This is a genomic window from Natronorubrum amylolyticum, assembly GCF_052040145.1.
Classification (GTDB): Archaea; Halobacteriota; Halobacteria; order Halobacteriales; family Natrialbaceae; genus Natronorubrum.
The window spans coordinates 650,284-677,121 of record NZ_JBPPFW010000003.1 but is presented as its reverse complement, the minus strand read 5'-3'; the positions used below and the strand labels follow the sequence as shown (position 1 = coordinate 677,121).

Sequence of the window (26,838 nt, the reverse complement as noted above, 5' to 3'; positions counted from 1 at the left end):
CGCGTGGCATCCGGTTTCCCCGGCCAGAAGGGCGCTCCCAGCCGTCACGGGGCTCGGTGACGACTGGTTCACCGATTCGGGTCAGTTCTCGAGTGCCGGCGCTCGAGTGGTGGTGGTTTGGTTTGGTTGTCTCGAGTGATGCCGTACTCGAGGCTGTGCGGGACCGGATTCGAACGACGCGAAGACGTGCTCGCTGCGCTGCGCGCGTCTTCTCTCGTTCGAATCCGCTGATCGCATTCTCCGCTCACGACGTTGTTCGCGGAGAATGCGCGGGACCGGATTCGAACCGGCGGACCCCTACGGGACAGCGTCCTAAGCGCTGCGCCGTTGGCCTGGCTTGGCTACCCGCGCGCACTCTCAGCTATCCACGAACTCAGTAAGAAACTGTCGATACGCACTACGGGTGTGTCACCGGCTCCTCGGGTGACCAGTCCGGCGGAACGATGAACGTCACGTGCTCCGAGTCCCGGAGTTGATGTAGCTCCGCCGCTTGTTCGGCCAGCGATCGATCCCGGTACGGCATTTCTAAACCGCACCCGGTGCAGACGAGCTTGCAGGTTGGCTCTTTCATAGACGAGACGCAGCCGCGGATCGTACCCGGTCGACGAGCGTCTATTGGAATGGCGGGACAGCGACGGTTTAGTAGTTGTATCCTAGTGAAACTGACAGTGAACGGCCAATTCTCCTACTCGTTCGTAGCTGAACATTGTCCGGGACAGCGCCGCGCTGGTCGATCGTTTCGCCGAGTATACGTCTCGAGCGCTATCGATATACTCAACTTTTGATACACTTATTCCGTAGCTTTATCGGCGATGCACCGATATCCTGTCGTATGCACAGCGCTCGAGATCGTATCGAATACGAACAGTGGCTCGATGAACTCGAGTGTGTCGCAGACCGACTGGAGCTCTCGACGGACGCTCGGTCGTGTGCGGTGGATCTCTTTTTAGCCGACGTTCCCGACGAAGACCGGTCGAAACGGGCGGTTCTCGCGGCGAGCGTCTACGCCGGTTCGCTCGTCGCGGGCGACGGCCGAACGCAGGGAGCCGTCGCCGACGCCGCGGACGTCTCGCGACTCTCGATTCAATCCCGCTGGAAGGAGTTACTCGAGACCGCGGGTCTCGAGCCACCGCGGTGGTAGGTCGACCGAACCGACTGTTTCGACCGTTTCAGGAGGACAGTTTCACACTGAGACACTGTAAGTAGACGATACGCAGCCGAAATCGGATACAACAGCGGTGAACAGTCACCTACATCGCAGACGATGGGGAATTACCCTGACTCACTCGGAGCGGTCCGTCTCGCTGTCCGCGCCCTCGAGAACGTTCCCGTGTTCGTCGATTTCGCCCATGACGATTCGCGTACTCGAGATGATATCGCCGTCGTCGGCCCGCAGGTGCGGAACGACGATAACCTCGAGTGGGTCGTGGCCTCGTTCACGTCGAATTTCGTTGATCCGCTCGCCGCCGTCTTTGGTTTCGGGTGAGACGACCAGATAGTCGAACTGCGGTTCGGTCGCGATGCCGGTCGGTCCGTCGAGGCGCCGAATCTCGAACTCGCGGTCGTAGTCGGCGGCGATCGATTCGAGTTCGTCCTCGAGCGCCGCTTTTCGCTCGTCGAACGCTCTAACTCGTCGCTCGACGTGTCGTGTCTTCGGTGCGAGTTCGTCGCTCGTCAGTCCCACAGTCACGTCCCCGAGTTCGAACGCCCGTTCGAACAGCCGTCGATGGCCATCGTGGACGGGGTCGAACGTCCCACCAAGCGCGACGTCCATACTCCACCTCACTCGAGCGGTGCGTATAAAACGGTCGAATCGGGGAACGACGCGATGTGAGAGGAGAGACAATCGAAAGGTTCGACAATTGTCGTACCTCCCCTTCGCATTGTTTTTAGTAGTCGCCCGCAGTGTCCCCGATATGGGATTAGACGAGGATTCACTGGAGTACCACCGAACCGATCCACCCGGAAAGATCGAAATTTCGACGACGAAGCCGACGAACACGCAGCGTGACCTCTCGCTCGCGTACTCGCCCGGTGTCGCCGCGCCGTGTTTGGAGATCGACGCGGACGAAAACGAGGCGTACACCTACACGGCCAAGGGCAACCTCGTCGGCGTCGTCTCGAACGGCTCCGCCGTGCTCGGACTCGGCGACATCGGCGCGCAGGCCTCGAAGCCGGTCATGGAGGGGAAAGGCGTCCTGTTCAAGCGCTTCGCCGACATCGACGTCTTCGACATCGAACTCGATGAGGCCGATCCCGACAAGATCGTCGAGGCCGTCAAGATGATGGAGCCGACGTTCGGCGGCGTCAACTTAGAGGACATCAAAGCGCCGGGTTGTTTCACCATCGAGGAGCGCCTGCGCGAGGAGATCGACATTCCGGTCTTCCACGACGACCAGCACGGGACGGCGATCATCTCCGGTGCGGCGCTGCTCAACGCCGCCGATATCGCTGGAAAGGACCTCGAGGACCTCGAGGTCGTCTTCTCGGGTGCCGGCGCGAGCGCGATCGCGACGGCCCGCTTCTACGTCTCGCTCGGTTGCAAGAAGGAGAACATCACCATGTGTGACTCCTCGGGGATCATCACCGCCGAGCGCGCCGAAGCGGGCGACGTCAACGAGTACAAACGGCAGTTCGCTCGCGACGTCCCCGAGGGCGACCTCGCGGACGCGATGAACGGTGCGGACGTCTTCGTCGGCCTCTCGATCGGTGGCATCGTCTCTCAGGAGATGATTCAGTCCATGGGCGACGATCCGATCGTCTTCGCGATGGCCAACCCCGATCCCGAGATCGGCTACGAGGAGGCCAAAGCGGCCCGCGACGACACCGTCATCATGGCCACGGGGCGCTCGGACTACCCGAACCAGGTCAACAACGTCCTCGGCTTCCCCTTCATCTTCCGCGGCGCGCTCGACGTGCGCGCGACCGAGATCAACGAGGAGATGAAGGTCGCCTGCGCCGAGGCGCTGGCCGACCTCGCACGGCAGGACGTCCCCGACGCGGTCGTCAAGGCCTACGGCGACGAGCCGATCCAGTACGGCCCGAACTACATCATCCCGAAACCGGTCGACCCCCGGGTGCTCTTCCGCGTCGCGCCGTCGATCGCCGAGGCCGCGATGGAGTCCGGCGCCGCACGGACCGAAATCGACCTCGAGGCCTACGAGGAGGAACTCGAGGCCCGCCTCGGCAAATCGCGCGAGATGATGCGCGTCGTCCTCAACAAGGCCAAGAGCGACCCCAAGACGGTTGCCCTCGCGGAGGGCGAGAACGAGAAGATGATCCGAGCGGCTTACCAGATCCAGGAGCAGGGAATTGCCCTGCCGATCCTGATCGGCGACGAGGGCGAGATTCGCCGGACTGCCGCGAACCTCGGGCTGGACTACGATCCGCAGGTCGCGGACCCCTCGGTCGGCGACTACGAGGCGTACGCCGAACGCTTGCACGAACTCCGCGCGCGCAAGGGGATCACGCGAAGCGAGGCCGGCGAACTCGTCGAGCGCGACTCGAACTACTTCGGCAGCGTGATGGTCGAACAGGGTGACGCCGACGCGCTCCTGACCGGCCTCTCCCACCACTATCCGTCCGCCCTGCGCCCGCCGCTGCAGGTCATCGGAACGGACGAGGACGTCGACTACGCCGCCGGCGTCTACCTGCTCACGTTCAAGAACCGCGTGATCTTCGTCGCCGACGCGACGGTCAATCAGGCTCCCAACGAGGACGTCCTCGCCGAGGTCACCAAGCAGACGGGCAAACTCGCCCGCCGGTTCAACATCGAACCGCGCGCGGCGCTCCTCTCGTACTCGAACTTCGGCAGCGTCGACAACGAGGGTACCCGCAAGCCACGCAAGGCGGCCGCAATGTTGCAGGACGACCCCGAAGTCGACTTCCCCGTCGACGGGGAGATGCAGGCCGACACGGCCGTCGTCGAGGACATCCTCGAGGGTACCTACGGCTTCTCGGATCTGAACGAGCCTGCGAACGTGCTGGTCTTCCCGAACCTCGAGTCGGGCAACATCGGCTACAAGCTGCTCCAGCGCCTCGGCGGCGCGGACGCCATCGGCCCGATGCTGGTCGGGATGGACGAGCCGGTTCACGTCCTCCAGCGGGGCGACGAGGTCAAGGATATCGTTAATCTGGCGGGTGTGGCGGTCGTCGACGCCCAGCAGGAGTAACGCGGTTCGGAGCGAATGAAATGAGCGAGAACCGCGAAGAGACGAACGGCGAACGGAGTGAGCCGTGAGTAACGAGGGATCGCAGATCCCTCGAACGAACGGGCGCCGTGCGCCCGTGAGTAACGAGGCGCGACTGACGGGAGCGCCTCGGAATAACGAGCGGGGAACGAAGTGACCCGCGAGTAGCGCGATTCGGAGCGTACGCGGTTCGGAGCGAGCGAAGTGAGCGAGAACCGCGGAGAAGCGAACGGTGACCGAAGGGAGCCGTGAGCAGACGAAGTGAGCCAGCGACGATCGATCACCGCGTTTTAGCTGTCGCGGGTACCGAGTGTCAGTAGAACCCGAATGCAACGTCCGAACAACTCCTCCGTGTCGGAGACCGATCGAGACCGTGCTGCTGGCTGCTCCCGGCGGCGACTGCTCGCCGCGAGCGGCGCGGCCGCGGCGACGGGACTCGCCGGCTGTGTCGACCTTCCGACGTCGCTCGGTGACCGCCTCGAGGGCTCCGAGGACGTCTCACTGTTCCACGGCGGACTGCGTCGATTGGGATACTATCCCGACGAAACCGTCCCGGACTCGGTCGCCGTCAACTGGCAATTCCCGCTCAACTACGTCGAGCACACGGCGGCCAAGTCGAGCCCGGTTCCGGCCCCCGACGGGGAGACGATCCTGTTCGCGGGCGATACGGGCTGGCTCTACGGCTACACGCCGGGGGGCGAACTGCGCTGGTCGACGCGGACGGGTGCAACGGATCTTGGTTTTCACGGCTCGGCAGCCGTCGTCGGCGACACCGCTTATATCGGCGGCTACGACGGCGACCTCTACGCGCTGGACGTCGAGAGCGGCGAGATCGTCTGGCGGACTCGATCCGCGGAGCTCGACGACGCGCTTGCGATCGGCTCGAGTCCGGCCTACCACGACGGCTCGCTGTACGTCGTCTCCGAGTACGGCTCGCCCTCCACGGGGACGCTCTGGGAGATCGACCCGAACACCGGCGAGCCGACGTGGAAGGACGACCGCATGTGGGGCCAGCCCCACCCCTCGCCGACGATCGACCTCGAAACCGGCCGACTGCTCGCCGGCTCGAACGACGGCGTCCTCTACTGCTGGGAGTACCCCTCTCTCGAGTTTCTCTGGGAGTTTCAGGCCGAGGCCGACGGCGAGGAACAGGAGGACGGCGCCTTTCGTGCGGGCGCCGAAATCAAGGGGACGCTCGCGGCCCACCAGGGCTACGGCTATTTCGGTAGTTGGGATAACAACTTCTACTGCCTCGATCTCGAGGACGGCTCTCAGGAGTGGGCGTTCGAGGCGGGGAGATCGATCATGTCGAATCCGGCGGTCGACGTCGAGACGGATATCGTCTACATGGGAAGCGACGACGGCTACGTGTACGCGCTGGACGCTGCCTCGGGCGAAGAGATTTGGTCGACTGACGTCGACGGCCGCGTCATCGGTGCGTTGACGGTCACCGCCGAGACGGTACTCGCCGGTTCGTACGATTCGCACCTCTACGCGCTCGACAAGGAGACGGGGGACCGGAACTGGCGGGTCGAGAACCGGGGGCGCGTCACCAGCGCGCCGGTCCCCGTCGACGGCCGAATCTACTACGCGGAACGGGCCATCGTCTCGACGGACGACGAAAACGAGGAGACGACCGAGGTCCCGGGCCACGCGTACTGTCTGGTCGGCGACGAATGAGATCGAGTGAGACGAGAACGATCGAGTTCGGCTCGAGCGCGACGGCCGCCACATCGTGTGAGCACGGCGCACGGCTGTCGATCATCGTCGGCGTCCATCCCGTTGCATATAAATATCCGCCGAGATTGTTTGCGGGTATGCAAGACCAGGGTAGCTCTACGCGCAAGCGAACCGGTGGCCGACTGAAGAACGTCCGCAAACGCCGGAAAGACGAACTCGGCCGCCTGCCGACCGAGACGCAGGTCGGCGAGCAGCGATTCCGAACCGTCGACGTCCGTGGGAACGGAACGAAGACGCGCGCACTCGCGACCGACGTCGCGAGCGTCAACAAGGGCGACGAGACCGTCTCGGCCGACATCGAAGACGTCGTCGAGAACGACGCCAACCCGAACTACGTCCGCCGAAACATCATCACGAAGGGCGCCGTCATCGATACCTCGGAAGGACAGGCCCGCGTCACGTCCCGACCCGGCCAGACCGGTCAGGTCAACGCCGTTCTCCTCGAGTAACGTCTCGATTCTCGGTTCGTCCGACAGCGACGGACGGAACTCGTACTATTCGTTCGACCGCGAGTCACGACGCTCGCAAGCTATTTATTACAGCACTCGGTACGGTGACGGTCGGCGTACTCGAGCGATCAATTACGCGACGAAGCTGCGACTCAGGGCCGCGGCGCGGCCTTCTGGAGCGCCGTCTCGGCGATGTTGCCGCCGTAGTCCGCGCTGCGGGACAGCGAGTCGACGATCAGCCCGAGCGACTGGGCCTGAACGGGGTCCAGGTCGCGCAGCATGTCGTCGATCGTCCGGGTGTGTTCGTCGATTTCGAGGACGGACTCGAGGGCGGCGTGGCCTAGCCGCGTCGCCTCCTCGGTCTCCTCCGCGACCAGCGCGTCCATCGCCTTCTCGAGGATGTCCGAGGCGTCCCCGTGGAGTTCGACGAGCGCGTCGGCGACGCCCTCCGGGATCTCTTCGAGTTTGAACGCGAGATTCGAGATCTTGGCCGCGTGGTCGGCCACCCGTTCGAGCTGGCGCGCGCTCGAGTGGTAGTCAAAGCAGTCCTCGCGGGGGACGCCGAGTTCCGCCGCGGCGCGGGGCGAACGCAGCGTCGCGCGGAAGATCCGGGAGACGACGAGCCAGAGCCGGTCGACGTCGTCGTCGCGCTCGATGACGTCCTGTGCGATGTCGTCGTCGTTCTCGACGAGCGCGGTGACGGCGTCCTCGAGCATCGAGCGGGCGATCAGCCGCATGCGGCTCACCGCGTTGACGATCGACAGCTCCGCGGAGTCGAGCAAGTCCTGGATAACGACGCTGTCGGTCGTCTCTTCCAGTACTTCGACCCCGACGAGACTCTGGGTCGCGCTCCGGATCGCGCTGCGCTGGTCGGTCGTGATCCGGCTCGCCTCGAGTCGGATGATGTCGAAGCCGCTGACGTACATCGTCATGACGGCCCGCGTCAGTCGTTCGCCCTCGAGGTCCGTGATTTCGAGGGTGCCCTCCTGGCGATCGGTCTCGCTCTGTGGCGTCAACAGGAGAGAGTCGTTCTCGGGATAGAATTCGACCGTCGTCCCGGCGCTGACGCCGTTGTCGGTCGCCCAGGATTTCGGTAGCGAGACGGTGTACGTCGAGCCGCCCGTCACCTGCACTTTGCGCGTCTCCATGCGAGAACGTTCGAGAGAGTACGTATAAAATCACTCCTCTCTATAGCTGTTGGAAACCGGGACGATGGAACAACGTGGCGATCAATCGACGTATGAAACCGCGTTACAGGAGGCGTCTGATCCTGTTACTCGGTATCGAACATAGCGATATATAGATAACATAGTAGGGTATTTAGACTGGACGTGCGCTATACCTACCCGATGGGTACCGAGCCGATGTCCGGTGCGGACGGCGTCTCTCGTCGTCGCGTTTTACTCGGTGTCGCAGGATCGAGTCTGATGGGACTGTCGGGGTGTATCGTTCACGGCGAAGATAGCGGTCTCGAGGGCGAGATCGTTATCGACGGATCGAACACATTGCTGCCCAACAGTGCGCTCGTCGCCGAGCAGTTCAACTGGGAGAACAATCAGGTCCAGATTCCCGTCAGGGGGTCGGGAACCGGGGCCGGCTTCCAGCAATTCTGTCGCGGCGAAACGGATTTACAGAACGCGAGCCGCGATATCGCCGACGACGAGCAGGACCTGTGCGACAGCAACGACGTCGACTGGATTCAACTCGAGGTCGTGACGGACGGACTCGCGGTCATGAAACACCCGGAGAACGACTGGTGTGACTGTCTGACGGTCGACGAACTCAAGCAACTGTGGGAGAGCGACTCCGATATCGAGACGTGGCAGGACCTCGACGACGAGTGGCCCGACGAGGAGATCTCGTTCTACGGCCGGGATACGGCGTCGGGAACGTTCGATTACTTCACGGAGACGATCAACGGGGCCGTCGGAAACATTCGCAACGACTACAGCGGGACGCCGGACACGAACGCGATCATCCGCGGCGTCAGGGGGAACCGCAACGCCATCGGGTTCGGTGGCGCCGGTTACTACTACGAGAACGAGGACGACCTCGATCTGATCGCCATCGACGACGGCAATGGTTGTATCTACCCCGAACCGGATACGATCGAAGAGGGCACGTATACGCCGCTTTCACGGCCGATGTATCTCTACGTACGCGAACAATCGTTGGAACGGGAAGTCGTCCGGGTGTTCCTCCGGTACTATCTCGACAACACCCAGCAGACGGCCCGGGATGTCGGCTTCTACGCGGTTCCGGACGAGACGATCGACGCTCAACACGAGAAACTCGACGAACTATTCGAGGAGTACGAATGAACACAGCTATCGACGGCACTGAGCCGCACACTGATCGACGAGGAATCGAGGGGAGACGATGAGCACGGAGCCGATCGATCTCAGCCGTGAGGACAACAACGTCGGATCGCTCGTCGACAGGGCCGCGAAGTGGATTTTCTTCTCGTGTGCGCTCGTGACCGTACTGACGACGCTGGCGATCATCATCGTCCTTCTCGACGGGGCGATCGACTTCTTCGCGCAGGTGTCGGTCGTCGAATATCTCACGGGGACCTCCTGGAATCCGCGGGACGCGACCGACCCGAGTTTCGGCGTGCTGCCGCTCGTCTGGGGGACGCTCGTGGTAACGATCGGGTCGGCGCTGATCGCGCTCCCGGTCGGCACGCTGACGGCGATCTACCTCTCGGAGTACGCCGACGAGCGAGTTCGTCGCACCGTCAAGCCCACCCTCGAGATCCTGGCCGGGATCCCGACGATCGTCTACGGCTTCTTCGCGCTCTCGTTTATTACGCCGATCATCCAGTACTTCTACGCGGACGTGGGGACGTTCAACGTGCTCTCCGGGGCGATCGTCGTCGGGATCATGATTATCCCGATGGTCTCGTCGATCTCCGAAGACGCGATGAGTTCGGTGCCCGATTCGCTTCGGAACGCCGCCTACGGTCTCGGTGCGACGAAGTTCGAGGTCTCGACGCAGGTCGTCCTCCCGGCGTCGCTGTCGGGGATTCTGGCCGCGTACATTCTGGCGATCTCTCGAGCGATCGGTGAGACGATGGCGGTCACGCTCGCCGTTGGAATGCTCCCACAGATCACGATGAGCCCGTTCGCCGAGATGCAGACGATGACGGCGTACATGGTCGAGATCGGGACCGGTGACGCCTCCGTCGGCTCGATCGGCTACATGAGCCTGTTCGCGATCGGGCTGACGCTTTTCGTGATGACCTTCCTGATGAACGTCGGTAGCATGTGGATCCGCTCGCGCTACCGGGAGGAGTACCAATGAGCGCGCCGACCGAAACCGACGCCTTCGAGGTGGACGACTCCTCGATCCGTCGAATGCGGTTCTACGGGCGGATCTTCCTCGGGGCCTGTCTGCTGGCGACGATGGTCGGTATCGTCGCGTTGATCGCGCTCGTCTTCGACGTCGTCAACGAGGCCTGGGGCTGGCTCACCTGGGAATTCCTGACGCATCCGCCGTCCTACCTGGCCGAGCACTACGATCCGTCGAACTACGGCGATCTGCCGACCGGACCCGGCGGCATCTATCCGGCGCTCGTCGGTTCGGTCTACCTCATCGCGATGACCGCCGTCTTCACGCTGATCCTCGGCGTCGGCGCCGCGATCTACCTCGAGGAGTACGCCGGCGACAACCTCCTGACGCGGTTCATCGAGGCGAACATCTCGAACCTGGCCGGCGTCCCGTCGATCGTCTACGGACTGCTCGGGCTGGCGCTGTTCGTTAGAGCGGTCGGCGCGGGCTCGAGCCTGCTCGCGGGTGCGCTGACGCTGACGCTGTTGATTCTGCCGATCGTCATCGTCCAGACGCAGGAGGCGCTGCGCGCCGTGCCGGACTCGATGCGTCGGGCGTCGTACGGCTCCGGGGCGACGAAGTGGCAGACGATCCGCAACGTCGTCCTCCCCGAGGCCATCCCGGGTGTCATGACGGGGATCATCCTCTCGCTCTCTCGAGCGATCGGCGAAACGGCGCCGATCATCATGGTCGGCGCAGCTACCTCGATGTTCGCTCCGCCGAACCTGACCGATCCGACCGGCTCGTTCGCCGCGATGCCGATGCAGATCTTCACGTGGGCGAAAGAGCCCGAAGGTGACTTCCAGCACATCGCGGCCGCCGGGATCATCGTCCTCCTGACGGTCCTGTTGCTGATGAACGCGGTCGCGATCTACATCCGGAACAAGTACGATCGGCGGAAGTAGCATCCACACGCCGGACGATCGCATCGAGCCCGCGGACCGTTTCAGTTCTGCTGTCCGGTTTCGGACCGGTCAAACACGTTAGTACCTGCCCCAAGTGACAGTGAATTAAGGGAATGGCCACAAGAATAATGCGTTCGTTATCTGTACCGTGTATCGATACATGCTCGCATGAGGCTCGTGCATCGGTTCGGCATCGTGTTTCTAGTCGTCGTTCTCATCGCGGGAGCCGTGCTCGTGGTCACGTTCGACGCCCACCGAACCGACGTCGAGGAGCAGGCGAACACGTCGGTCGCCGACCGAGCGGCGCTCTCGGCGTCGATCCTCGACGACCGCCTCGAGGAACAGCGGCGAACCGTCGCAGTCGGTGGAATCAACCCCGATCTCGCCGCTCACGGAGCGGATCGACAGGGGGAGGCGCTCGAGCGGTTCGTCGAGTCGACGGCGTTCGACGGCGCCTCGGTGGTCGACGAAGACGGACGGGTGCAGTCGTTCGAGACGACGTCATCCGGGTTCGAATCCGAAGCGATCATCGGTGACGATTTCAGCGATCGCACGTACGTCCAGCGCGGACTCGCGGGCGAGCAACACGTCAGCGACCCGTTCGGCGCACAGACCGGTAACACGGTCGTCGTGATCAGCGCGCCCGTCGTCGTCGACGGCGAGATCGTCGGCTCGCTCAACGGCGCCGCCCAACTCGAAGAGACCGGTCTCTTCGACATATTGGACGGTGACGACGGACGCGAAGCCGTTACGGTCGCGACTGAGACCGAGACGCTGTACACGACGGCCGATCGCTTCGACGAGACCGTCGCCCACAGCGCCGACCTCGAGACCGTCGATTGGACGGTCACGGCCCACCGTGACCGGGCGGCGATCGACGCTCGAATCAACCGTCTCGCCGTCTTTCAGGCCGTCTCCGGCTTCGCTCTGCTCGGCTCGATCATCGTCTTCGGCGGCTGGGTGTACCGCTCGAAGATCCGTCGGATCGGACAGTTCGCAGACTGCGTCAGGGCCCTGGAACGACGGGAGTACGACGCAGGCCCGTCGTTCGAGGGGGCCACCGAGTGGCGGCGCATCGACGACGCGCTCGAGCGACTCGGGACCGCACTGGCCCGGCGCGAGCAGATGCTGCTCGTCCTCAACCGAATCCTGCGGCACAACCTCCGAAACTCGCTCAACGTGGTCGCCGGTCGGGCCAGCGACCTCGAAGAACGACTTGACGGTCCCGAGCGCGAATCGGCTCGAGAGATTCGGCTGGTGACGGGAGAACTGCTCACGTTAGCCGATCGGGCGCGGATGACCGAGGAGTTACTCGATCCGGTCGGCGAGGAGTCGCCGCGGATCGATCTCGCAGCCGTCGTTCACGAACGCATCGTCCAGTTCGGCCTGTCGGGAGCCGACGACGCGAAGCCGAACCTGACCGTGACGGTTCCGGATCGAGCCGTCGCCGTCTGCGGACCCGAGATCGCCGTCACGATCGACGAACTGCTCGCGAACATCGCCGACCACGCCGGCCCCGAGCCGACCGTCGACGTCACCGTCGAGACGGACGACGACGTCGTTCGGATCCTGGTCGCCGACGACGGGCCCGGCATTCCGGCGGACGAGGCCGCCGTCATCACCGGCAACCGGGAGATCTCACAGATCAGCCACACCGGCGGCATCGGGCTGTGGTTAGTCGACTGGATCGTGAGTCAGTACGACGGACGGCTGCTGATCCCGGCGGCGGACTCGAGCACCGCGGCGATAGCCGATGGCACGACCGTCGTCCTCGAGTTCGCTCGAGCGCCGGACTCGACAGCGGACGCTGACGCCGAGGAGTGGACGTGACACACGTCCGGCGCTATCGCTCCGCTGTTCGGGCGGTCGACGGCCAGGGTTGACAGCGTTCGTGCCTCGACCACAGTTCCCTATATATCCCTCAGTAGCAGTATATGGGCGACAGCAGCCGAACGGAGTCGTCATAGCACACTATTTATTCGATCGGCTGATCGTGTCGGATATGACGACGGCGTCTCGAGGTGAACGATCCGAGGGATTGACTGAGCGAATCCGACCCGGTAGCCCCCTCAGCCGGCCCATGTGGCCAGTTCGTCGGCCTCTTGAACCAGGTTGCCGGTCCGCCGAGCCGAGGAACAGCCCCGTCGTGGCTCGAGCGAGTACCCGCGCGACACTGCCCGTAACGAAGCACATTCCGGAACAAGTAACTGCGTGAGTCCCAAGAATCAACCACCTCATATGACCGCGAATGGCGGCGGACCCAGAACCGTATCGACGACAGAATCCGACGGCGCCCGGTCGGACGCATCGATGGCCGACAACGCGCCGCTCGGCACCCCGCGCGTCGACGATGCCGTCATCGAATCCCGGGACCTCGACGTCTTCTACGGCGACGATCAGGCGCTTCACGGGATCGATATGGACATTCCCGAAAAGAAGGTGACCGCACTCATCGGTCCCTCGGGCTGTGGGAAGTCGACGTTCCTGCGCTCGATCAACCGGATGAACGACCTCATCGACGTCGCCCGCGTCGAGGGCGACCTCTACTTCCACGGGAAAAACGTCTACGACGACGACGTCGACCCCGTCGCCCTCCGGCGGAAGATCGGTATGGTCTTTCAGAAACCGAACCCCTTCCCGAAGAGCATCTTCGACAACGTCGCCTACGGGCTGCGCGTCCAGGGCAAAGACGACGGCGACGTCGAAGAGCAGGTCCGGACGGCACTCGAGCGCGCAGCGTTGCTCGAGGAGGTCGAAGACCAACTCGATTCTTCGGGACTCGACCTCTCCGGCGGCCAGCAACAGCGGCTCTGTATCGCTCGCGCCATCGCTCCCGACCCCGAGGTGATTCTGATGGACGAGCCGGCGTCGGCGCTCGATCCCGTCGCCACCTCGAAGATCGAGGATCTGGTCGAAGAGCTCGCCGAGGAGTATACGGTCGTCATCGTCACCCACAACATGCAGCAGGCGGCCCGGATCTCCGATAAAACCGCGGTCTTCCTCACCGGCGGTCACCTCGTCGAGTTCGACAACACGAACAAGATCTTCGAGAACCCCGAGAGCGATCGGGTCGAAGACTACATCACCGGAAAGTTCGGATAGTCGGCAAAATTGGATTCTGGCCGGCAATCCGTCGGTCCACGGCTACCGCACAGCGCAGACGGCCGCTTTTTTATCGCCTCGAGAGCGATCGTTCGGGCCCGTCCAACCGCGGTTACGTCGCCGGCTCGATGTTCTGGTTGACCCGGAAGAAGTTGTCGGGATCGTACTTCGATTTGACTGCTTGCAACCGGTCGTAGTTCTCCCCGTAGGTCGCGCGGATTCGCTCCTCGCCTTCGTCCATCATGAAGTTGATGTACGACGCGCCGGCCGAGTGCGGGTGCAACGCCTCCCAGTAGTCGCGAGCCCACTCGGTGATGCGATCGCGTTCGGCGGGGTCCGGGTCGACGCCGACGATGACCATCGACCACGTGGCATCGCGGTGATTCCACGCCGTCTCGTCCGCACCGACGCGGTGGACGGCCCCGTCGATCGGGTAGAGATGCATCGTCGACTTGGGCGTCGGCACCTCCCCGAAGCGCCGATGCTCCGCGATAGCGTCGTCGGTCAGCTCCGCCACGAAATCCCCCTTCCAGTACCACTGGTCGCCCGGCGGGTAGAGGTCGTCGAACATGCTCTGCAGCGTCGGGTAGGGCATCGGCCCGACGTGTTCGAACAGGGGGTCAGCCACGTCGCGGGCCGGTTGGATTGCGGCCTCTGCTCTCTCTTCCGGGCCCGTGTAACACCACAGCAATCCGCAGACCTTCTCGCCGTGGATCTCCGCCGGGAAGGGGTCCCCCGGAACCTCGGCGGTGAGGTAGAAGGCGTAGACGTCCTCCGGCGCTTCCGTCAGCCACTCGCGGTACCAGCGCATCGTGGTCTCGAGTTCTTCGATCGGCCAGAACAGCGGTCCGGCGACCACCGTCTCGACCGGCTGTAACTGGAACTCGAACGCGGTGACGACGCCGAAGTTTCCGCCCCCGCCGCGCAGCGCCCAGAACAGGTCGGGGTTCTCATCCTCGCTGGCGTAAACCAGCCGACCGTCGGCCAGCACCACGTCCGCGCTCACGAGATTGTCGATGGCCAGCCCGTACTTGCGACTCAGATAGCCGTGGCCGCCACCGAGCGTCAGTCCGCCGACGCCGGTCGTCGAGATGACGCCGCTGACGGTGGCCTTTCCGAAGGCGTGGGTGGTGTGATCGACATCGCCCCAGGTGCAGCCCGGCTCGACGCGGACCGTCTCCGCATCGGGGTCGACTCGGATCCCGGTCATCTCGGAGAGGTCGATGACCAGTCCGTCGTCGACGAGCGCCAGCCCCGGCCCGCTGTGGCCGCCGCTCCGGATCGCCGTCTCGAGCCCACGTTCGCGCCCGAACGTTACCGCTGCGATCACGTCTGCGACGTTCGCACACCGGACGATCAACCCAGGGTGCTTGTCGATCATTCCGTTGTAAATGGTGCGCGCGTCGTCGAACGCCGGATCGGCGGGCCGAATCAGTTCGCCTCGCAGGGTCCCCGCCAGTTCCTCGATCGCCGCATCATCGTCTGTTGTGGTTGTTGCCATAATTTCTCCCCCGTCCGGCTCGCGACGGACGAGTATCGCCCCGGCAATAGCGTGCTATTACCAAGCACGCATCTATGGACTACCGAGAGCGTGATGAACGTAGTGAGTGGCGATTCGGCAGTCACTGGGCACCGTGCGAGCGCTGCGACGAAGTCACCGCCTGCAGACCGGGAGCGGGCGTGCGAAGAGTGGCTGTTCACGGCGTTTACAGCGACACGGCGAGAATCAGGAGAACGTACCCTATCGCGGCGAGCATCGCCCAGCGGACTCCCGCGTGGTTGACGGCAAATCGGAGCGGCGTGTCGTCGACCAGCCGTTCGCGAACGGTCCGGGGGTCCCGACGAATCGCGACCTGCGGCGACGCGAACACGCTGGGACGAACCGGGGCGTCCGCTCGACGCGACGCGAGTTCGTGCGTCGAGAACCGGTGATTGGCGGAGAGTGCGTCTCGAGTACAGTTCGGGTCGCGCTCGAGTACCAGTCCCGCACACGGTTTACAGAGGGTCAGGTGGTCGGTCTCTCGCCCGTCCGCGGGTGCCGGCACGTCGGTCCAGGCGACGAGCTCCCTCGGGTCGTCGCGCTGGGCTCCGCACCGACTGCAGCACTGATCGTCCGGGGTCCGCATTCGGGCGACGGGAGCGGGCGCAGTGCGGTCGGGAAAGAGCGGCGCGTCGTCGCGAACGTCGTCGAACGCGCCGTTGGACTGGTGGATCACGCCGTGGCACGGACGACAGATCGTAAGCAGGTTCTCGAGGTCGTCCGGTCCCCCGGCCGATCTGGGGACGACGTGGTGGGCCTGGAGCGTCCGATCGTCGGCCCCGCAGCGCGTGCAGGCGTAGCCGTCCCGACGCAGCGTTTTTCGGCGAAGCTCCTCCCAGCCCTCGCCGTAGCCGTGATCGTCGGGCCGGCCGTCGGCCTCCCGTTCGCTCCGATTCCCCATCGGTTTCGAGACGGTACGGCTCGCGGTCCCAAAGGCGCATCGACGGACTCGAGACGACCCCGGTACGCCGACGACCCCGGTCACTCAGAGAACTCAGCACGCAGACGCCCTCGTTCGAACGAGAGCGACGAATACAGCGAACCCACTGACGGCGCTGGTGTGACGTTTCAGGCCGCGTCGATACTCCCGTCCGGCCGAACCGTCACGACCGGGACGGGTGCCGTTCGCACGACTTTGTCGGTGACGCTGCCGAGAATCCGCTTTTCCAGACCGGTTCGGCCGGCCGTTCCGATCACGATCATTTCGGCGTCGAGCTCCGCCGCGTACGCTGCGATCTCTTCGGCGGGAACGCCGGTTTTGACGACGGTCTCCGTCTCGAGGCCGCGCTCTCGAGCCGCCGCCGCGAGCTCGTCGGCCCACTCGGCGGCGACGTCGGTGACGTCCTGTTTGCTCTGGGGCGGCGCGCCGCCGATCGACGAAATTTCCGAGATGTTGACATCGCCGACGGCGAGCGCGTGGACCGTCGCGTCGAGCTTTTCGGCGAAATCGAATCCGACTTCGGCTGCTTTTTCGGCGTACTCGCTCCCATCTGTTGGTATTATAATGTCGTTTGCCATCGAACGTACTCTATTTCAGGTGTTTAGAGGACGTTCGTATAGTGTTTTCCAATCGAGCAACGTTAGCGATGGTCTCTGCGCTTCAGGTGTTGTCCCGTCCGGTCCGCCTCTGACACCCGCCAGCTCACTTCGTCTGGCTACTGGACGCCGCGATCACCGTTGCAATGAGCGCAAGCTATATCTTCGCCCGGAAAGGTGCGTGAATCATGGCTCGGAAATCGTATCAGGAGCAGCTCGCGGAACTCCGCGAGGATATCCTCTACATGAGTGAAGTCGTCATGGAGCGACTTCGGATGGGGCTCGACGCGCTGGAGCAGAAAGACAACTCGCTCGCTCACGAAGTGATCCAAGGAGACGGCGAGATCAACCGGATGTACCTCGATCTCGAGCAGGACTGTATCGATCTGCTGGCCCTGCAGCAACCGGTCGCGAGCGATCTCCGGTTCATCGCCGCCTCGTTCAAGATCATCACCGACTTAGAGCGAATCGCCGACCTCGCGGTCAACCTCGGCGAGTACACCTTGGACGCCGAGGAGAACCTCTTTCCCGACGTCGACGTCCAGGAGATGGGCGATCTCACCCTCGAGATGATCGAGGACGCGATGGTCGCCTACGACGTCGAAGACACCGAGGCCTGCCGGGAGCTGGCCTCCCGAGACGACGACCTCGACCATTTCGCGGAGCGAGCGAGCGAGATCGTCGTCCGAGACCTCATCGAACGCGAACTCGACTCCCCCTCCGAGGTCGAACTCCTCCTGCAGGACGTCTCCCGGCTACTGTTGACGATTCGTGACCTCGAGCGCGTCGGCGACCACGCGGTCAACATCGCCGCGCGAACGCTGTACATGGTCGAGAACGACGACGAACTGATCTACTAACGGCACCTCCGAGTCCCGGCGCGCGTCAGCAGTGCTCTCGCGGCGGTGTTCCGGTCAGCAACTGCCCGATGTCGTCGACGTTTCGAGTCTGCACGAGCAGTTCCGCGGCTTCTCGGACCGTAAAATCGGCGTCGAACGCCACGCCGTAGCAGCGGGTGTAACACTCGAGCCACTGGTTCATCGCCCGCTCTAACGCGTCGAGTTCGGCCGGCGAAAACGGAACCAAGCGACCGCCGGTTCGGGCCTCGACGTAGAGCCAGATCGCCTGCCCTGCACCCTCGCGGAGGTACGTGGCGGCGTCGTCCGGATCGGCCCCGCTGTCGCCGTCACCGACCGTCACGTCTGCGCGATCCCGCTCCGCGCGCCGCTCGAGGGCCGCGATTCGTGGCCCGTAGCGGCTCATAGCTATCCCTCGCGGTACTCGACACCTTTGCCGCCACGGGGGTGGGTCCACTCGGTATCCGCGACGATCGCGCAAGTCCCACACTCGATGCAGGGCTGGGTGTCGAGGCTGACCAGGGTCTCCTCCGTACCGTTCGTCTTCACCGTCTCCGAGCGGTAACAGCCGCCGCCGAAGTCCTCGGCGCTGACCGGGCAGGCGTGGACGGCCGCCCCGCTGGCCTCGGCGGACTCGTCTCTGAGTTCGATGTGGGGGTTCCCGACGTCCGTATCGTAGGTGAGGTCGCCGATGCGTTCCTCGAGCGACGGCGGTTCGATCTCGCTGCCCCAGTGGATGGTCCGCCCGTGTTGTTCGCCGATGACCGTCGGGAGCGTGACGTAGCCCGTGCTCGTGTCGGGCAGCATCGACACCAGGAACGGCGAGTTGTAGGCTCGCTTCAGCAGGCCGTTCGCGATCGGGTTACCGACCGCGAGCGAACCGACTCGGGACTCGAGCACTCGATCGACCGCGCTCTCGACCATGTCGTGCTCGCCGACGCCCCGGCTGAGTTCGTAGCGCCGGGGTCGAAGTTTGTCCATCGTGCCGGACTTCTCGAGCATCTGTGCGTAGCGCTGACCCGCGGCCTCGGGTTCGACGTTGCCGCGGGTGACGACGAAGGCGTCGGCCGCGAGCGCCCCGGCGGTGACGGCGTGGTTCATACCCTTGATGATCGGCCCCTGGGCCTGCATCTGACCGGCGGCGTCGCCGACGAGCACCAGTCGGTCCTGATAGGGCTCGGGGTGAGCGACCTTCTTCGAGTCGGGGACGAGTTTCGCCGAGTACTCGCGTTCGTGATAGTCGTCGCGGATCCACTGAGCCAACAGCGGATGGGTGAGCAACGCGTCGAGCAGTTCGTGTGGCTCGGCTTCCTGTTCGACGAGACTATCGAGGTGGAAGACGGTCCCGATCGACAGCGAATCCTCGTTGGTGTAGAGGAAGCCCCCGCCGCGGACGTCCTCGAAGAGGTCGCCCGAGAACAGGTGGGCGACGCCCTCGTCGTCGTCGATCCCGAAGCGGTCGTTGACCACGTCAGGCTCCATGTCGACGACGGCCTTGACGCCCTGGAACCACTCGTCGGGCTCCTCCCAATCCATCAGGCCCGCATCGCGGGCGAGTTCGGAGTTGACGCCGTCCGCGCCGACGATCAGGTCGGCTTTGATGGGATCGAGTTCGTCGCAGGTCACCCCGACGATCTCACCGTTCTCGCGGAGCAGCCCGTTTACGCGGACATCGGTTAGCACGCCGCCGCCCGTCTCGCTGGTCTTCTCGTGGACGCGGGCCTCGAGCCAGGAGTCCATCTGCCGGCGGAGCACCGCGTCACACCAGTCGGTATCGTGCTCGTGCAGGTCGGTTAGCTCGTAGCTCTTGACCTTGTTCCCCGCGATGTTGTGGATGTGGTAGTCCGTGACCGGCCGTTCGGCCGCCGCCTCGCGGAAGCCGTCGAAGAGGTCGTCGATCGTGTAGGCGGCCGACTCCTCGGCGTAGATCAACCCGCCGGAGACGTTCTTCGAGCCGGCTTCCGTGCCGCGCTCTAAGACGAGCGTCTCGACGCCGTGATCGGCCAGCCGTGCGGCGGCCGCGGCCCCGCCAGGGCCACAGCCAACGACAACTGCCTCGTAGTGTTCGTACTCGCTCGTATTGTCGCTATCTGCACTCATCAGTCATCACCTCCGCTGCCGTCAGCCATCGCCTCGAGTTCGATCTCGCCCGATTCGACCGCCCGCGTCAGCTGTGGCAACACCTCGAAGAGGTCGCCCTCAAGGAAGTAGTCCGAGAAGTCCCGGATTCGGGCGTCGGTATCCGTGTTGATCGAGACGATGGTGTCCGACTCGTCCATGCCGACCTTGTGCTGGACGGCGCCCGATACGCCGGCAGCGATGTAGAGGTCGGGCGCGACGACCTGTCCGGTCTCGCCGATCTGACGTTCCTCTTTCGAATACTCCTCGACGTGGCCCTCGAACTGGTAGGAGGAGGTGACGATTCCACGGGTGATGCCGAGTTCGGCGTCCTCGAAGGCGTCGACGAGGTCGAGACCGAGCTCCATCCCCTGGGTGGGGTCGTCCGCAATTCCGCGGCCGAGACAGACGACGACCTCGTGACCGGTGAGGTCGATCCCGGCCTCGAGCTGGTCGTGTTCGGTGATCTCGACGCGGAACCAGTCCGCCTCGAGGTCCATGTCGTGTTCGATTACCTGACCCTCGCGGTCCGGGTCCCGCTCTATCGGGTCGAAGCTCCCGGGGATGATCGAGGCTCCCTGCGGGTGGAACTCCCGCCCCGGATTGTCGAGACAGAGGATCGTCGAGTACTCGAAGCCCGAGAAGTCCGGCCGTTTCATGTGCAAGACCTTCTCGAAGGTCTTCTTGACGCCGGGCTCGCCCGTTTTCACCGGGTTCGAGACCTTGTTCTCCTCGATGAAGAGGTCCGAACAGTCGGAGGCGAGTCCGGAGTCGAGCTCCGCCTGCACCTTCGCCGAGAGGTCGCGGCCGTTGTTGGTCGCCGGGAACAGAATGTACCGTGGCTTGTCGTACTCTCGCCAGTCGGTGCTCTCGACGGTTCCCTCGCCGCGGGCCATGTGGGACGTGATCTCGGTGTAGGGTTTGTGGAGGAACCGCTCGAGGCGCTCGTCGTCGTGATAGACGGCGACGTCCGCTCCGTAGGCGATGCACTCCTCGGCGAGCCCCTCACAGTCGTCGCCCATGAGGAACGCGACGACGCGCTCCTCGTCGTTGTAGTCCTCCTCGAACTGGTCCATCAGTTCGCGGGCCTTGCCGAGCATCTCGAGCGAGACGTCGAGCAACTCGCCGCCCTGGGTCTCGCAGAACACCCACATGTCGGCGTACTCGCCGTCGGCGAGCGCGCGGACGTGCCGCTTGTCGCGCGTGGGATGCGAGAGGCCGTCGTCCTCCTCGGCGTCGGCTTCGTCCGGTTCGGACTCCTCGTCGTCTTCTTTTGCTTCCTCGACCTCCTCACCTTCGGCCTCCTCGCCGACGTCCTCCTTCGTCTCCTCGTACTCGCCTTCCGTTTCGGTTCCCTCCTCGATGCCATCGCTGGCTCCCGACTCGTCGGCGTCGAGTTCGCCAATATCCTCGAGTCGCTTGTGGACCGCTTCGCGAGCGGTCGCCCGATCCTGTCCGGCCTGTTCGGCCTCGAGAATCGTCTGGAGTTCGTCCGCGTCGTCGATCGTCTCGAGTTCGTCGGTCAGTTCGTCGACCGTGTGTTCGGTTGGGTCTACGTCGGTCATCTCAATCACCCGCTCCTGTGGCGAACGGTTGCATCTCCTCGAGCACCTCGCTCATCTCGTCTTCGCTTCCTGGGTCGATCATCGTCGCCTCCCGTTCCGAGGGCGCTTTGGGGATCGGATCGACCGACGAGACGATCGTCGGCGAGCCGTCGAGCCCGATGTAGTCGGGATCGAGGTTCAGATCCTCGTGATTCCACGTCGTCAGGTGCTCTTCGTGGTCGGCCGCTCGTTCCTCGGTTTCAGCCCTGAGTTGCTTGTGGGTCAGCCGGTGTGAGGCCTTTCGGTAGGTCGGCTCGAACTCGGGGTCGGTGACGACGAAACAGGGGAGCGGCACCTCCACGGTCTCGATCTCGTCGATATCGCCCTCGACGAGGCGTTTCGCGCGGAGTACTCGCTCGTCGGGATCGATATCGAGCGCGAGGACGTGCGTGACGATCGGCCAGTCCATCGCCCAGGCGGTCTGCGGACCGGTCTGGCCCGTCTCCCCGTCGGCCGATTTGAAGCCGGCGAAGACGATATCGATGTCGCCGACCTCCTCCTGATAGGTTTCCAGACCGGCGCTGAGCGTGATCGCCGTCGCCCACGTGTCCGACGCGGCGAGCTCCCGGTCGGAGAGCAGATAGCTGTCGTCGGTGTAGACGGACCCCATGGCTTCTTTCAAGACGTCGGCGTAGCCCGGCGGTCCCATGCTCATCCCGCTGACGTGCCCGCCGTGACGAACCCGCGTCTGTAGCGCCGCCTGCACGGCGAACTTGTCGTTCGGGTTCATCACGGTCGGCGTCTTTCCGCGCTCGAGGTGGCCGTCCTCGTCGAACGAGACGGCCCCTTCGGAGAAGTCCGGGACCCCTTTCGTCAGTACGATCGATCGCATTGCACCCTCCGTTTCAATTGTGTGATTGTCACTCCCATGCCTGTCAACCCCTATCGTAATTATCGGTATTAAGAATAGGGGTAAAAATCGCCACGAGAAGCTGCCGGTCCGCTCGCTACTCGTTCGAACGGAGACACTTCCAGCTCGAGACGGCAAACGAACCCGCGACAATTTGTAAGAGAAGGAATCTCTCGGCGGAAGTAACGGGTTACACCGTTCGACCGACCATCACAGCGTCAGCCGACTGTCGGCGGTTCGGCCGCGGTCACTCGGGCTCGCGTTCAGTCGTCCCCATCGTGATCTCGCCGTCGGCACGGATCGTGCCGTCGACCTCGGCTTCGGGCCCGAGTTCGAGGTCGTTGCAGGAAACGTCGCCGAGGACCCGAGCGGTCGGCTCGATCGTGACGTCGCCGTCACGAGTCGTCAGATCGCCGTGAATCCGGGTTCCCTCGCCGACGGTGACGTCGCCTCGAGCGCGGAGGCTTCCGAAGATCGTCGTATCGGTGCCGACGTCGATCGTCTCGGCGCGGACGTTGCCGTGAAGCCGGCAGTCGTCGCCGATCGTCGCGGGCGTCGAGACACGCCAGGCGTCGTCGCTGACGGTCGCGTTTCGGGGGATCACGAGCGGTTCGACCTCCGGCGGGGCGTCCCCCTCTTCGTCGACGAGTTCGGAGACGAGCCGCTGGGCGGTGTCTTCCTCGCCGACGAGCAGGAGGTGTTTGAGGTAGACGAAGAGGAGGACGATGGTCGGCATCGGGTTGCGGATGACGATCCAACCGTTGGCTTCGAACCCTTCCTCGATCTCGACGTCGTCGCCGATGTCCAGATCGCCGGCGACTTTCATCTCGCCCGCGACGTGGACCCGCTCGCCGATGTAAGCGTCCTGCCCGACCAGCACGTTTTCGGCGACGTCACACCACATGTCGAGTCGGCAGTCGCCCTCGGCTTCGATGGCACCGCCGAACTCGACGCTCTCGCCGGCGAGGACGTTTCGGCCGCGGACGCCGAAGTCGATCGTCGACCGCGCGCCGACGAGGACGTCTCCGTCGGTCACGAGGTCGACTTCCTTGGCTTCCGTCCCGTCGGGAACGACGAGTTCGTCGAGCGGATCCCTGCTAAATGCCACGTTTCAGGCCAAAGGAGTTATCCGGTAATAAATCTCGCGCGTCGTCCGCCGTCCGTCTGACGCGTGTCTCACGCCTGTCGGATGCAGTCGCCCCGCTTTTATGAGTCCCACCGCGTACACTCGCATATGACTACACTTGCGTTCGACGACGAGGGTGTCGACGTCGTCTACGAAGGAACCGAATTTCGCCTCGAGAAAGACCTCATCGAAGAGGCCACGGAGAAGTCCTACTACGACGTGACCGACCACGAAGTGCTCAAGATCGTCGCCGAGCAGCCGAACCTCAAGGGCGAACCGCGGCGCGTCGGCGATATTCTCGACTGAAGCCGTCGGATTCGGGGCGTCGTCGCGTTCAGATTTAGGGACCCCCTCAGTCGATCGTCGGCACCGGCACCGACTCGAGGACGCGCTCGACGATCCGTCCCTTGTCCGCGTCGTTGACGGTCGCGTCGGGCGTCAGCACCAGTCGATGCGCCAGCACCGGCTTCGCGACGCGCTTGATGTCGTCCGGGGTGACGTACTCCCGGCCCGTGACGACGGCGTACGCGCGGGCCGCCTCGAACAGCCGTTGGGTTCCGCGCGGGGAGACGCCAGTCTCGACGCGGCCGTCGGTCCGAGTCTCTCGCGCCAACGTCGCGATGTACTCGAGCAGATCCTCGTCCACCCGAACCGTTTCGGGTACCTGTCGTAACTGCGAAACCTGCTCGGGCTCGAGGACGGGATCGACCGATGGACTGCCGGTCTCGCGACTCGCTCGGCGACGGAGCAGTTCGACCTCGCCGGCCGCGTCGGGATACCCCATCGCCGTCTTGACGAGGAAGCGGTCCACCTGGGCCTCCGGCAGGGGGAACGTCCCCTCCTGCTCGACGGGGTTCTGGGTCGCGATGACAAAGAACGGATCCGGAAGCGGACGGGTCTCGCCGTCGACCGTGACCTGGCCTTCCTCCATGGCCTCGAGCAGCGCAGCCTGCGTTTTCGGCGGCGCGCGGTTGATCTCGTCGGCCAGCACGATGTTGGCGAAGATCGGGCCCGCCGAGAACTCGAACTCGCGGTCCTGTTCGTTGAAGATGTGCGTGCCGGTGACGTCCGACGGGAGCAGATCGGGCGTGAACTGGATCCGCGAAAACGAGAGCCCCAGCGCGCTCGCGACGGTCCGGGCCGTCAGCGTCTTCCCTGTTCCCGGTACGTCCTCGACGAGCACGTGGCCGCGGCCGACGACGCCGAGGAGGATCTCCTCGAGAAAGGCGCGATCACAGATGACGGCGTCGCCGATCGCCTCGAGGACGGCCTCGCAGTCGGCGGTTGCCTGAGTTCCGTTCATAGCTCACGGGTCGCAGGCTCGTGTCAAATGGATTTCGCTCTCGAGGGACGAGAGTCGGTCACACTCGGGGAGAAAAATCGAAACGGGTAAAAACGTCTCCCGGGTAGGTAGAGATGAGCCGAGATAGCCTAGCCCGGCCAAGGCGGTAGATTCGAAATCTACTGTCCTCACGGACTCGGGAGTTCAAATCTCCCTCTCGGCGTTTTACAGCGACCAACTCAACGAGCGACGCGTAGCGGCGCGAGTTATCCAGTCGCTGAAAACTCGCACAGGGAGTTTGAACGAGACGAGTCGCAGCTCGCGCAGCGACCGAAGGGAGCGAGCAAGAACGTCTCGGCGTAGTTCAAATCTCCCTCTCGGCAGCCCTATGAAACGGTGTAACGATCACGATCCGAAGCGCTCGAGAATCGCGTTCCAATTCTCCAACCGATAACAGCGACCAGCATCTCCTCACTCGCGAGTTCGATCTGTCTCCAGTAGCGGACCTCACCCGATCAGCTATCCTCCTGACCGGCGTAGATGGCTTCCCACGTGACGTCTGCGGATTGCTGAACAGGTTCTAAGTAGATTCGACCCCACTGGATACGGTCTCCGACGATTCTCTTGATGACGACTCCGCGAACGTCCAGTTCCTCGTCAGTCTGTGTACCATGCATTCGCAGCTCTATCCAGGCAGTGTCGCCGTCGATCGTCGTTCGCGGAAACTCCACCGCCAGATCGGGGGTGGTCTCGAACAGCTGTACCCAGTTCGCCCGAACCTGCGCGCGCCCGGTGAACGATCGTTCGGGGTGGGCCGGCGTTTCGCTCCGATAGTCCTCGTGGAAACACGAGACCAGTTCGTCGAGGTCGTGATCGTTCATCGCCCGCAGGAAGCGATCCACGACGTGTTTGGTACTTTGTGTCACGGAGACTCTCCACCGGCGGAGGTCATAAACCCGAGGTGGGAACAGTGAGTGAGTCGTGAGACGCGGTACGAGTTTCAATCGGCAGGCTCGTCTGTGGCGGGGAGCGTGAACGAAAACGTCGTTCCGCCGTTCGGGCCGGAATCGATCCAGATCTCGCCGCCGACAGACTCATTTCGCTCGTCTGTCGAGCCCGGCCTCACGCTGTTCGCCCGGACGCCGTGTCGTTCGACAATCCGCTCGCAGAGCGCGAGCCCGATCCCCGTTCCGGGGTGTTCTTCCTGGCTGTGCAGCCGTTGAAACACCTCGAACACCCGATCTGCGTCCTCGGGTTCGATTCCGATTCCCTCGTCGCTGACCGAAACGATCCACTCGTCTCCGTCGCGCGTAGCCGAAATCCTCACTCGAGGCGGCTGCTCGCCCCGGTACTCGATGGCGTTGTCCAGCAGGTTCTGGAACAGCTGGCGGAGCTGGCTGGCGTCGCCCGCGACGGTCGGTAACGGCTCGCTGGTGATCTCCGCGTCGGTGTCCTCGATTCGTCTGTCGAGATCCATCAGGACGTCCTCGAGCACGGCGTCGAGGTCGACCATGTCGAAGGAGTCGCCCTGCGTCTCGATTCGCGAGTACTCGAGGAGCCCGTCGATCATCGCTTTCATCCGCTCGGCTCCGTCGACGGCGTACGCGATGAACTCGTCGGCGTTCTCGTCGAGTTCGTCGGCGTACCGGCGCTCGAGGAGTCCGAGGTAGCTCGTGACCATTCGCAACGGCTCCTGGAGGTCGTGAGAGACGGCGTAGGCGAACTGTTCTAAGCGCTCGTTGGACGCCTCCAGTCGACGCTGGTACTCGTAGCGCTCGGTGATATCGAAGTGGGCAACGGCGACGTATCGCTGTCCGCCGTCGGTAAAGGGTGCTGCCCGCATGAGGAACCATCGGTGCTCGTCGGGAGAGTGACACGGATACTCGAACTCGAACAGGTCCCGTTCGCCCGCGAGAATCTCGGATAAGCCTGCGGCAACCGCCCGTGCGGTCTCCGTCTCCGCTTGCGCGGTGACCTCGAGATAGTTTGTCCCGATCGCGTCCGCCGAGAGTTCGATATCGTTCGCGTCGCCGAACTCCCGCCACGCGCGGTTCGTATGCAGGATTGTTCCCTCGTCGTCGAGAATCGCGAAGTTGATCGGGAGGGTGTCGACCGCCGCAGGAACAAGAGCCTCCGGCTCTCGAGAGTGCATGGACGGGTTCAATGGGGCGACGGAGAAAACGTTGTTCCTGGCGGATTGGACGAGGCG

Annotated in this window: 24 protein-coding genes and 2 tRNA genes; 12 read left to right on the top strand and 14 right to left on the bottom strand. The window is 63.9% G+C overall.

Translation table 11 applies throughout. From position 1 onward, the window contains the following. Nucleotides 1-266 precede the first annotated feature (266 nt). Nucleotides 267-351: transfer RNA gene (locus ACSFDB_RS14730), tRNA-Leu, on the bottom strand. Nucleotides 352-832: 481 nt separating this feature from the next. Between ACSFDB_RS14730 and ACSFDB_RS14725 the strand changes: the two genes are divergently transcribed. Continuing rightward, nucleotides 833-1,141 (top strand): transcription initiation factor IIB family protein, encoded by a 309-nt coding sequence (locus ACSFDB_RS14725; RefSeq protein ID WP_090303494.1) that lies wholly within the window; start codon nt 833-835, stop codon nt 1,139-1,141. Nucleotides 1,142-1,282: 141 nt separating this feature from the next. Here ACSFDB_RS14725 and ACSFDB_RS14720 read toward each other — a convergent pair whose 3' ends face one another. Further along, entirely contained in the window at nt 1,283-1,774 is a 492-nt protein-coding gene (locus tag ACSFDB_RS14720; RefSeq protein ID WP_440771697.1) for a phosphopantetheine adenylyltransferase, read from the bottom strand. Nucleotides 1,775-1,916: 142 nt separating this feature from the next. Here ACSFDB_RS14720 and ACSFDB_RS14715 point away from each other — a divergent pair, with 142 nt between their 5' ends. The 3 genes from ACSFDB_RS14715 to ACSFDB_RS14705 all read left to right on the top strand — a co-directional run bounded on the left by ACSFDB_RS14715 (nt 1,917) and on the right by ACSFDB_RS14705 (nt 6,379). Beyond that, nucleotides 1,917-4,172, top strand: a complete 2,256-nt coding sequence (locus tag ACSFDB_RS14715) for an NADP-dependent malic enzyme (protein WP_440771696.1) — start codon at nt 1,917-1,919, stop codon at nt 4,170-4,172. A gap of 345 nt (nt 4,173-4,517) precedes the next feature. Further along, nucleotides 4,518-5,870 carry an outer membrane protein assembly factor BamB family protein gene (locus ACSFDB_RS14710; RefSeq protein ID WP_440771695.1) on the top strand — a complete coding sequence of 451 codons (1,353 nt, stop codon included), beginning with the start codon at nt 4,518-4,520 and terminating at the stop codon, nt 5,868-5,870. A gap of 137 nt (nt 5,871-6,007) precedes the next feature. Continuing rightward, the gene (locus tag ACSFDB_RS14705; RefSeq protein ID WP_006090715.1) at nt 6,008-6,379 is read left to right on the top strand and encodes a 30S ribosomal protein S8e; all 372 of its coding nucleotides are present in this window, start codon (nt 6,008-6,010) and stop codon (nt 6,377-6,379) included. Between the two features lie 152 nt (nt 6,380-6,531). Here ACSFDB_RS14705 and ACSFDB_RS14700 read toward each other — a convergent pair whose 3' ends face one another. After that, the gene (locus ACSFDB_RS14700) at nt 6,532-7,527 is read right to left on the bottom strand and encodes a PhoU domain-containing protein (protein ID WP_440771694.1); all 996 of its coding nucleotides are present in this window, start codon (nt 7,525-7,527) and stop codon (nt 6,532-6,534) included. A 201-nt stretch (nt 7,528-7,728) separates the two neighbouring features. Between ACSFDB_RS14700 and ACSFDB_RS14695 the strand changes: the two genes are divergently transcribed. The 5 genes from ACSFDB_RS14695 to pstB all read left to right on the top strand — a co-directional run bounded on the left by ACSFDB_RS14695 (nt 7,729) and on the right by pstB (nt 13,716). Further along, a complete protein-coding gene (locus ACSFDB_RS14695) occupies nt 7,729-8,700 on the top strand; it encodes a PstS family phosphate ABC transporter substrate-binding protein (RefSeq protein ID WP_440771693.1) in 972 nt (323 codons plus the stop codon). Nucleotides 8,701-8,758: 58 nt separating this feature from the next. Further along, nucleotides 8,759-9,682, top strand: a complete 924-nt coding sequence (gene pstC / locus ACSFDB_RS14690; protein WP_440771692.1) for a phosphate ABC transporter permease subunit PstC — start codon at nt 8,759-8,761, stop codon at nt 9,680-9,682. Then, complete coding sequence (pstA, locus tag ACSFDB_RS14685; protein ID WP_440771691.1) at nt 9,679-10,614, top strand: phosphate ABC transporter permease PstA; 936 nt, start codon at nt 9,679-9,681, stop codon at nt 10,612-10,614. Before pstC ends, pstA begins: the two co-directional genes overlap by 4 nt. Before the next feature lie 168 nt (nt 10,615-10,782). Next, nucleotides 10,783-12,444, top strand: a complete 1,662-nt coding sequence (locus tag ACSFDB_RS14680; protein WP_440771690.1) for a sensor histidine kinase — start codon at nt 10,783-10,785, stop codon at nt 12,442-12,444. 408 nt (nt 12,445-12,852) lie between these two features. After that, nucleotides 12,853-13,716 carry a phosphate ABC transporter ATP-binding protein PstB gene (pstB, locus tag ACSFDB_RS14675; RefSeq protein ID WP_440771689.1) on the top strand — a complete coding sequence of 288 codons (864 nt, stop codon included), beginning with the start codon at nt 12,853-12,855 and terminating at the stop codon, nt 13,714-13,716. 112 nt (nt 13,717-13,828) lie between these two features. Here pstB and ACSFDB_RS14670 read toward each other — a convergent pair whose 3' ends face one another. The 3 genes from ACSFDB_RS14670 to ACSFDB_RS14660 form a co-directional block, all read right to left on the bottom strand. After that, nucleotides 13,829-15,217 carry an FAD-binding oxidoreductase gene (locus ACSFDB_RS14670; protein ID WP_440771688.1) on the bottom strand — a complete coding sequence of 463 codons (1,389 nt, stop codon included), beginning with the start codon at nt 15,215-15,217 and terminating at the stop codon, nt 13,829-13,831. Between the two features lie 205 nt (nt 15,218-15,422). Beyond that, entirely contained in the window at nt 15,423-16,157 is a 735-nt protein-coding gene (locus tag ACSFDB_RS14665) for an HNH endonuclease (protein ID WP_440771687.1), read from the bottom strand. Nucleotides 16,158-16,324: 167 nt separating this feature from the next. After that, a complete protein-coding gene (locus ACSFDB_RS14660) occupies nt 16,325-16,774 on the bottom strand; it encodes a universal stress protein (RefSeq protein ID WP_440771686.1) in 450 nt (149 codons plus the stop codon). 206 nt (nt 16,775-16,980) lie between these two features. On the opposite strand from ACSFDB_RS14660, the gene phoU reads away from it, so the two are divergent. Beyond that, a complete protein-coding gene (gene phoU / locus ACSFDB_RS14655) occupies nt 16,981-17,652 on the top strand; it encodes a phosphate signaling complex protein PhoU (RefSeq protein ID WP_006090725.1) in 672 nt (223 codons plus the stop codon). Between the two features lie 25 nt (nt 17,653-17,677). Here the strand turns inward: phoU and ACSFDB_RS14650 are convergent, their stop codons facing one another. From ACSFDB_RS14650 to ACSFDB_RS14630, 5 genes are all read right to left on the bottom strand, one after another. Next, on the bottom strand, nt 17,678-18,055 hold the full coding sequence (locus ACSFDB_RS14650; RefSeq protein WP_440771685.1) for a DUF8055 family protein: 378 nt from the start codon (nt 18,053-18,055) through the stop codon (nt 17,678-17,680). Between the two features lie 2 nt (nt 18,056-18,057). After that, on the bottom strand, nt 18,058-19,749 hold the full coding sequence (locus ACSFDB_RS14645) for an FAD-dependent monooxygenase (RefSeq protein ID WP_440771684.1): 1,692 nt from the start codon (nt 19,747-19,749) through the stop codon (nt 18,058-18,060). Beyond that, a complete protein-coding gene (locus ACSFDB_RS14640) occupies nt 19,749-21,332 on the bottom strand; it encodes an electron transfer flavoprotein subunit alpha/FixB family protein (protein ID WP_440771683.1) in 1,584 nt (527 codons plus the stop codon). Before ACSFDB_RS14640 ends, ACSFDB_RS14645 begins: the two co-directional genes overlap by 1 nt. Before the next feature lies 1 nt (nt 21,333). Next, on the bottom strand, nt 21,334-22,203 hold the full coding sequence (locus ACSFDB_RS14635; RefSeq protein ID WP_440771682.1) for an electron transfer flavoprotein subunit beta/FixA family protein: 870 nt from the start codon (nt 22,201-22,203) through the stop codon (nt 21,334-21,336). A gap of 265 nt (nt 22,204-22,468) precedes the next feature. After that, nucleotides 22,469-23,329: a polymer-forming cytoskeletal protein gene (locus ACSFDB_RS14630; RefSeq protein ID WP_440771681.1), complete on the bottom strand. Its 861-nt coding sequence runs from the start codon at nt 23,327-23,329 to the stop codon at nt 22,469-22,471. 126 nt (nt 23,330-23,455) lie between these two features. On the opposite strand from ACSFDB_RS14630, the gene ACSFDB_RS14625 reads away from it, so the two are divergent. Further along, nucleotides 23,456-23,653 carry a DUF5800 family protein gene (locus ACSFDB_RS14625; protein ID WP_440764358.1) on the top strand — a complete coding sequence of 66 codons (198 nt, stop codon included), beginning with the start codon at nt 23,456-23,458 and terminating at the stop codon, nt 23,651-23,653. Between the two features lie 46 nt (nt 23,654-23,699). Here ACSFDB_RS14625 and ACSFDB_RS14620 read toward each other — a convergent pair whose 3' ends face one another. Further along, a complete protein-coding gene (locus ACSFDB_RS14620; protein ID WP_440771680.1) occupies nt 23,700-24,650 on the bottom strand; it encodes an AAA family ATPase in 951 nt (316 codons plus the stop codon). A 117-nt stretch (nt 24,651-24,767) separates the two neighbouring features. On the opposite strand from ACSFDB_RS14620, the gene ACSFDB_RS14615 reads away from it, so the two are divergent. Continuing rightward, nucleotides 24,768-24,852: transfer RNA gene (locus ACSFDB_RS14615), tRNA-Ser, on the top strand. 292 nt (nt 24,853-25,144) lie between these two features. Here ACSFDB_RS14615 and ACSFDB_RS14610 read toward each other — a convergent pair. Both ACSFDB_RS14610 and ACSFDB_RS14605 read right to left on the bottom strand, forming a co-directional pair. After that, a complete protein-coding gene (locus tag ACSFDB_RS14610) occupies nt 25,145-25,555 on the bottom strand; it encodes a nuclear transport factor 2 family protein (protein WP_440771679.1) in 411 nt (136 codons plus the stop codon). Between the two features lie 74 nt (nt 25,556-25,629). Then, nucleotides 25,630-26,781 (bottom strand): sensor histidine kinase, encoded by a 1,152-nt coding sequence (locus ACSFDB_RS14605; protein ID WP_440771678.1) that lies wholly within the window; start codon nt 26,779-26,781, stop codon nt 25,630-25,632. Nucleotides 26,782-26,838: the final 57 nt, after the last annotated feature.